Below are 7086 nucleotides of genomic sequence, written 5' to 3'. Positions count from 1 at the left end.
AGTATTCTTTCGTAAATTTCATCAAAGTTGTGCATCTTAATTGTTTTGTCGTTATTACAATTTACTGCCATTGAGCAGTTTGCACAACTTTTTATATCTCAATCAAAATGCACAACGGGTTTTAATAGTAATTTCTTTCAATTTTGGAATACGAAGAGTTTATTAGCAACAGTTTAAGTACTAAGTAATAGTGTTTATTTGGTATTACAGGCAAAAAACACAAATACATATCAAATAAAATGAATATGTAAAACTTTAAAATGCTGTACCCAAAACATAAAAAAAGCCTCTCAATTTCTTGAAAGGCTTGTCCTTGCTAGTAGCGGGAACTGGACTCGAACCAGTGACCTTCGGGTTATGAGCCCGACGAGCTACCTACTGCTCTATCCCGCGATATGGACGACAAATATACAACGGTTTTTTGTTTATTTCCAAATTAAAACCAACATTCACTAAATCCTTTTAGGCCAATCCAGCTTAAAATCCATAAATTCGAGTTTTTACTGTATGGAAACTTTTAATGATTTTTTATCCGCAATGTTGCCCTACACGGAATGGGTGATGCTTATCCTTCTGATCGGTGGCGGACTGTTCCTTGTTTTTCAGTCTAGATTTCTGCCCTATCGTTATTTTGGCCATGCCATTGCCATTACGGCCGGCAAGCATGACAAAGAGGGGGCAAAGGGAGATGTAAGCCATTTACAGGCGTTATCCGCCGCAGTGGCTGCAACCGTTGGTCTTGGAAATATTTCCGGTGTGGCCATTGCTATTTATATGGGAGGCCCGGGCGTTGTTTTCTGGATTTGGATCACGGCCGTTATAGGAATGTGCATTAAGTTTTATTCATGTAGCCTTTCCATAATGTTCCGGGGGACAGATTCCGAAGGAAAATTACAAGGAGGTCCCATGTTCTATATTACCCAAGGAATAGGCAAAAAAGCCAAACCCTTGGCTACTTTTTTCTGTATTGCGGGTCTCTTTGGGTTTTTAGGAGTATTTACGGCGAACCAATTTACCCAGACCTTTATGAACGTGGTAAAACCAAACGAAAATTTGGCATTGCTTGGAGATTTTAATTGGAAACTGATCGTTGGGATAGTTTTGGCCATAATTACCTCATTCGTGATTTTTGGAGGGCTTAAAAAAATAGCTAAAGTGGCTTCGGCAATAGTGCCATTTATGGTACTCATATATTTTGTTGCGGTTTTGATCGTCATGGGGACGAACGCCGCTGAAGTTCTACCTTCTTTAAAGCTAATAGTCACAGAGGCCTTTAATTTTGATACCATGGTCAAAGGAGGTTTCTGGGGATTGGTGATCCTTGGGGTACGGCGGGCCATGTTTTCCAATGAAGCCGGATTGGGCAGTGCACCCATGTATCATGGTCAATCCAAAACGGATGAGCCGGTAAAGGAAGGGTTGGTCGCCATGTTAGGTCCCTTTATCGATACGATTGTGGTCTGTACATTGACCGCCATAGTGATTATTTTGAGCGGAGCGTATCTAGAAGCGGAAAGCAATGGGATTTTAATGACCCTGATCGCTTTTAAAAAATCCTTGTTCGGTTTTGGGGATGTACTGCTAATGGTCATTGTTTCGGCATTTGCCCTGTCCACCTTGTTTACCTATTCTTATTATGGGGTAAAATGCCTTTCTTTTTTGACCAATGCCAAAATTGGAAAATACTACAACTGGTATTTTGTGGGAACCATTATTTTTGCCGCGGTGGCCTCCGTAGATTTAGTGATTAACCTGATTGATTTGGCCTATGCACTTATGGTCATTCCCAATATGTTAGCGGTGTTGTATCTGTCGCCAAAAGTAAATCTGGCGGCTAAAAATTATTTCTCAAAAATGAAACATGAAAAAGCATAAAGCAGGATTTGTAAATATTATAGGCAATCCCAATGTGGGGAAGTCCACTTTGATGAATGCCTTTGTGGGTGAAAAACTTTCCATTATAACGTCCAAGGCACAAACAACCCGCCATCGTATTTTGGGAATTGTGAACGGAGATGATTTTCAAGTTGTCCTTTCCGATACTCCCGGAATCATAAAACCGGCCTATGAGTTGCAGTCATCCATGATGGACTTTGTCAAATCGGCTTTTGAGGATGCCGATGTGTTGATATATATGGTAGAAATAGGGGAAAAGGCACTAAAAGACGAAAACTTCTTTCGTAAAATAGCAAATAGTAAAATACCGATACTGTTGTTATTGAACAAGATCGATAATTCCGAACAGGAAATATTAGAGGCGCAGGTGCAATATTGGCGAAGCCAATTGCCCAAGGTTGAGATCCACCCTATTTCCGCGCTGCAAAATTTTAATGTAAAGGAAGTCTTTGAACGAATATTGGCCTTATTGCCGGAAGCACCGCCTTTTTACCCCAAGGATCAATTGACGGATAAACCGGAACGGTTTTTCGTGAACGAAACCATTCGGGAAAAGATACTGCTGAACTATAAAAAGGAAATCCCCTATGCCGTTGAAATAGAGACCGAAGAATTTTTAGAGGATACGGACATTATTAGGATACGGGCCGTTATAATGGTAGAACGGGAATCCCAAAAAGGAATTATTATCGGTCACAAGGGTTCGGCCTTAAAAAAAGTGGGGATAGAGGCCAGAAAGGATCTGGAACAATTTTTTGGCAAACAGGTGCATCTGGAACTTTATGTTAAGGTGAACAAGAACTGGCGTACCAATAACAGGCAATTAAAGCGTTTTGGGTATTCCGGTTGATCATACCGCCATTCTAGTTTTTTAATCGATTTCATATTCTTAAGGATACGTTACCTTTGCAACCTAAATTATCACCATGAGTGCAATTGTTGCGATAGTAGGAAGGCCAAATGTTGGAAAATCTACATTTTTTAATAGATTGATCCAGCGTAGGGAAGCCATTGTAGATGCCGTTAGTGGTGTTACCCGTGATCGCCATTATGGTAAGACGGACTGGAACGGAAAGGAATTTTCCGTAATCGATACCGGAGGATATGTAGTTGGTAGTGACGATGTCTTTGAGAAGGAAATCGATAAGCAGGTGGAACTGGCCATTCAAGAATCCGATGCCATTATTTTTATGGTCGATGTAGAGACCGGAGTTACGGGAATGGACGAAGATGTGGCCAAACTGTTAAGACGTGTGGACAAACCGGTTTTTTTGGCTATCAACAAGGTAGACAATGCCATGCGCCAAGAAGATGCCGTAGAGTTTTATTCCCTGGGTCTGGGGGAATATTATACACTTTCCAGTATTAACGGTAGCGGTACCGGGGAGCTTTTGGATGCCCTTGTCGAGATTTTGCCCGAAATTGTTGAAGAAGAAAGCAGTTTGCCCAGATTTGCCGTTGTGGGAAGACCCAATGCCGGAAAGTCCTCTTTTATAAATGCTTTGATAGGAGAAGAACGCTATATTGTTACCGATGTTGCCGGGACTACCAGAGACAGTATCGATACGAAATACAATCGCTTCGGTTTTGAATTTAATCTGGTAGATACGGCAGGAATTCGCAGAAAGGCCAAGGTCAAGGAAGATTTGGAATTCTATTCCGTTATGCGCTCCGTTAGGGCCATAGAACATTGTGACGTATGTTTATTATTATTGGATGCTACAAGGGGTTTTGATGGCCAGGTAGAAAATATCTTTTGGCTGGCCGCTAGAAACAATAAGGGAATCGTTATTCTGGTCAACAAATGGGACCTGGTAGAACACAAAGAGACCAATACCATAAAACAATACACCCAAAAAATAAAAAAGGCCATTGAACCTTTTACGGATGTTCCAATTTTATTTATTTCGGTATTGACCAAGCAACGTATATTCAAGGCTATCGAAACGGCAGTCGCGGTTTATCAAAATAGAAGCAAGAAGATCGTAACCCGAAAACTGAACGATACCATGCTTCCTTTAATAGAAAGCTATTCGCCTCCGGCATATAAGGGAAAGTATGTGAAGATAAAATTTTGCACCCAATTGCCCACGTCATATCCCCAATTTGCCTTTTTCTGCAATTTACCGCAATATGTCAAAGATCCCTATAAACGTTATCTGGAAAATAAGATTCGTGAAAACTTTGATTTTACGGGGGTTCCCATTACTGTTTTTATGCGAAAAAAATAGATTTCGACGTTTGTTCATCCCTAAGAAAAAGATTGCGCATTCTTTTTACATAAACTTTTGTTAATTTTCAACTAAGTATTTAGTTCATTTTATATTTTCGGCAGGAATTATTCATCGATCTAAAACAAAATCACCGAATGCAGAAAATTCTGTCGACCCTTTTTTTGGGTATTTTTATTCTTTCCAATACACAAACACAAGCACAAGCACAAGATTTTAAGATAAGGGGTAAAATAGTAGATGCCGTTTCCCGAATACCTCTGGAGTCGGCTACCATTTATGCGGAGTCTATAAAAGACAGCGCTTTAGTTGCCTATACCATTTCCAATGCCCAGGGATTTTTTGACCTTCAAGGGAAATCTTCCTTAAAGAAACTGAACCTCTTTTTTTCCTATAACGGTTATAAAGTATTACCCATGCAAATTGATGTGAAAAAAAACATTGATCTGAAAGTAGTGCAGATGGAAGAGCAGGTGGAAGAACTAAAAAGTGTAAACGTTATCGGGGAACGGATTCCCGTTCGGGTGAAACAGGATACCTTGGAATTTAATGCGGATTCCTTTAAGGCCAGGCCCGATGCCACCGTTGAAGATATGTTAAAGAAACTGCCGGGTGTAGAAGTAGATACCGAGGGCAAGATTACCGTTAACGGAAAAGAAGTGAACCAGGTATTGGTCAATGGTCAGGTCTTTTTTAGCGATGATCCCAAAATTGCCACCAAGAGCCTACCAAAAGAAATCATAAGTAAGATCCAAATTTTGGATACCAAGACCAAGACACAGGAGTTTACAGGTGAAGCGGGTGACGGAGAATCCAAGACAATCAACCTTACCATTAAAGAAGATAAGAACAAAGGATATTTGGGGCGCTTTTCCGCAGGTTATGGAACAGATGAAAGATACCAGGCCAATGGGCTGTTAAATTATTTTAATGGTAAGGAACGGATAAGCCTTATTGCCGGCAGTAACAATGTAAATAATGCAGGTTTCTCTTTTGATGAAATCTATGATATGGTGGGTAGGGGTTCCGGGAGGGGGATTTCCGTAAGTAGTCAGGGAGGTTTTTCGGTAGGAAATCTTTCCTTTGGTTTTGGTGAGGGAATAATTACTTCTTCCAATATAGGAGCAAGTTATGCCAATCAAAAGAAAGGCGAATATGAGGCAAATGCCAATTTCTTTTTTGCGAATAGCGATTCCTTCAATGACGAAAAAACGGTTAGGGAAAATATTCTTCCAACAGGTCGTTTTTTTACAAATACAGAATCTGGTTTTACGGGCTTGACCAATTCCAATCAAGGTAGTGCCAACCTAACATTTGATGTAGATAAAACATTGCGCATTACGCTAGTCCCTTCTCTGAGTGTAAACCGTACCGATTCCAAAAACCTGAGAAATACCTGGTCCACGAATGAGTTGGGCGAAACCATAAATACAAATAATACACGTAACACGAGTGATGGCGTACAGCGTAACTTTTCAAATCGGCTCGCGGTTATAAAGAGGCTGGATACCTTGGGAAGTTACCTTCGATTGTCATTGGAAAACGATAATAACGATGCAAATACCCTAGACAATTTAAAATCGGAAAGGGTAGTTTTTGGTAGCAATGCAAGTGAGGAAGTTTTAGACCAGGAAACGGTTGTTGACAATAGGACCGATAGATATCAACTAAACCTCAGGTATCGAAAAGCATTGAATAAGGAGCTCCATTTGGATTTTGGATACGAGTTGGACACACGTACGGAAAATAATAATCGTTCCGTGTTCGATTTTGATGTGGACTCCAATTCATATTCAGGATTCAATACAACTTTAAGCTCGGATTTCAAATTTAGGAACACCGCCCATATCCCATATATTGGCATACGAAATCAAACCCAGAAGTACAGGTGGGGGATTATCGGAAGATATAGGCGGACCAATTTGCGAAATACGGATTTTTTACAATCTGCTGATTTTTCAAAGAATTATGAAAATTTCCTGTTGAGTGTTTATGGTAATTATACCATAAGCCAAAACAAGAGGATAAGTATCCAGTACAGGACTAATTTTAATGCCCCCAATGTTAATGAATTACAGCCGGTGTCCAATGTGAGCGATCCATTGAACGTTCGTATAGGTAATCCCAATTTGAGACCTGGTATTCGGCGTAATATCTATATAAACTATAATGATTATAATTGGAGGCAAAGAACAGGATTGTTTGTTCATATGCGTTTAACCTTTCAGGACGATCAGGTAGTGTCCAACACTACAACGGATGAGGGTTTTCTTAGAACGACGCGCTATGTAAATGTAGACGGAAATTATGATTATAATGGAGGTATAGGCTATTCAAAGGAATTGAAAAAGGACAGCACGCTTACGGTCAAGTTAAACATTAGGCCAAACCTTAACATCCAAAAAAATGTAAGTTTTACCAATGGGGAAAGGTTGGAAGCCAAAAGACTTTCGGCAATTCCGAGGGTCGGCGTCCTGTTCAATTTTAAAGAACTTGTTACCTTGGAGCCGGAGTACTCCTTATCCTTGAACACTACCAAATACAATTTAGAACGCTTTTCCAACATCAATTTTACATCCCACAGCACAAAGTTTAAAACAACGACCTATTGGCCCAAAAATTTAGTTTGGGAAAATGATATAAACTACAATTACAATGGTAATGTAGGTCCGGGATTTGATAAGGATGCCATTTTTTGGAACATGAGCCTGGGAATGCAAATGATGCAAAAAAAAGCAACGGTAAAAGTCCTTGCTTACGACCTTTTAAATCAGAACATCAATACAAGAAGGACTACAGGACAGGATTTTATCCAGGATTTTCAGGGAACGGTGCTGCAGCGTTATCTTATGATGAGTTTTACGTATAAGTTTGATCAATTTGGAGGCAAGAGGCCAGGGAACAACCAGCGTTAGATTTCTTTAATATCCTTAATTAATGGGTGTAAAAAGATGGGTCT

Annotated in this window: 4 protein-coding genes and 1 tRNA gene; 4 read left to right on the top strand and 1 reads right to left on the bottom strand. The window is 40.0% G+C overall.

Going from position 1 to position 7086, the window contains the following annotated elements; genetic code table 11:
* Positions 1 to 320: 320 nt before the first annotated feature.
* A tRNA-Met gene (locus ACKWB9_RS14940) sits at positions 321 to 393 on the bottom strand.
* A gap of 114 nt (positions 394 to 507) precedes the next feature.
* On the opposite strand from ACKWB9_RS14940, the gene ACKWB9_RS14935 reads away from it, so the two are divergent.
* From ACKWB9_RS14935 to ACKWB9_RS14920, 4 genes are all read left to right on the top strand, one after another.
* The gene (locus ACKWB9_RS14935; protein ID WP_414003821.1) at positions 508 to 1875 is read left to right on the top strand and encodes an alanine/glycine:cation symporter family protein; all 1368 of its coding nucleotides are present in this window, start codon (positions 508 to 510) and stop codon (positions 1873 to 1875) included.
* Positions 1862 to 2746, top strand: a complete 885-nt coding sequence (era, locus tag ACKWB9_RS14930; RefSeq protein ID WP_414003820.1) for a GTPase Era — start codon at positions 1862 to 1864, stop codon at positions 2744 to 2746. The genes ACKWB9_RS14935 and era overlap by 14 nt, the downstream gene beginning before the upstream one ends.
* A 76-nt stretch (positions 2747 to 2822) precedes the next feature.
* The gene (gene der / locus ACKWB9_RS14925) at positions 2823 to 4127 is read left to right on the top strand and encodes a ribosome biogenesis GTPase Der (protein ID WP_414003819.1); all 1305 of its coding nucleotides are present in this window, start codon (positions 2823 to 2825) and stop codon (positions 4125 to 4127) included.
* Positions 4128 to 4264: 137 nt separating this feature from the next.
* On the top strand, positions 4265 to 7042 hold the full coding sequence (locus ACKWB9_RS14920) for an outer membrane beta-barrel protein (RefSeq protein ID WP_414003818.1): 2778 nt from the start codon (positions 4265 to 4267) through the stop codon (positions 7040 to 7042).
* Positions 7043 to 7086: the final 44 nt, after the last annotated feature.

This window comes from Maribacter spongiae (assembly GCF_047345125.1).
In the GTDB taxonomy this organism is placed as follows: Bacteria; Bacteroidota; Bacteroidia; order Flavobacteriales; family Flavobacteriaceae; genus Maribacter.
The sequence above is the reverse complement of the archived record's forward strand: the minus strand, read 5'-3'. Positions and strand labels throughout refer to the sequence as shown.

Coding starts and splice junctions, on each gene's coding strand:
- ACKWB9_RS14935 (WP_414003821.1), top strand. CDS start 508: ATGGAAACTTTTAATGATTTTTTATCCGCAATGTTGCCCTACACGGAA.
- era (WP_414003820.1), top strand. CDS start 1,862: ATGAAAAAGCATAAAGCAGGATTTGTAAATATTATAGGCAATCCCAAT.
- der (WP_414003819.1), top strand. CDS start 2,823: ATGAGTGCAATTGTTGCGATAGTAGGAAGGCCAAATGTTGGAAAATCT.
- ACKWB9_RS14920 (WP_414003818.1), top strand. CDS start 4,265: ATGCAGAAAATTCTGTCGACCCTTTTTTTGGGTATTTTTATTCTTTCC.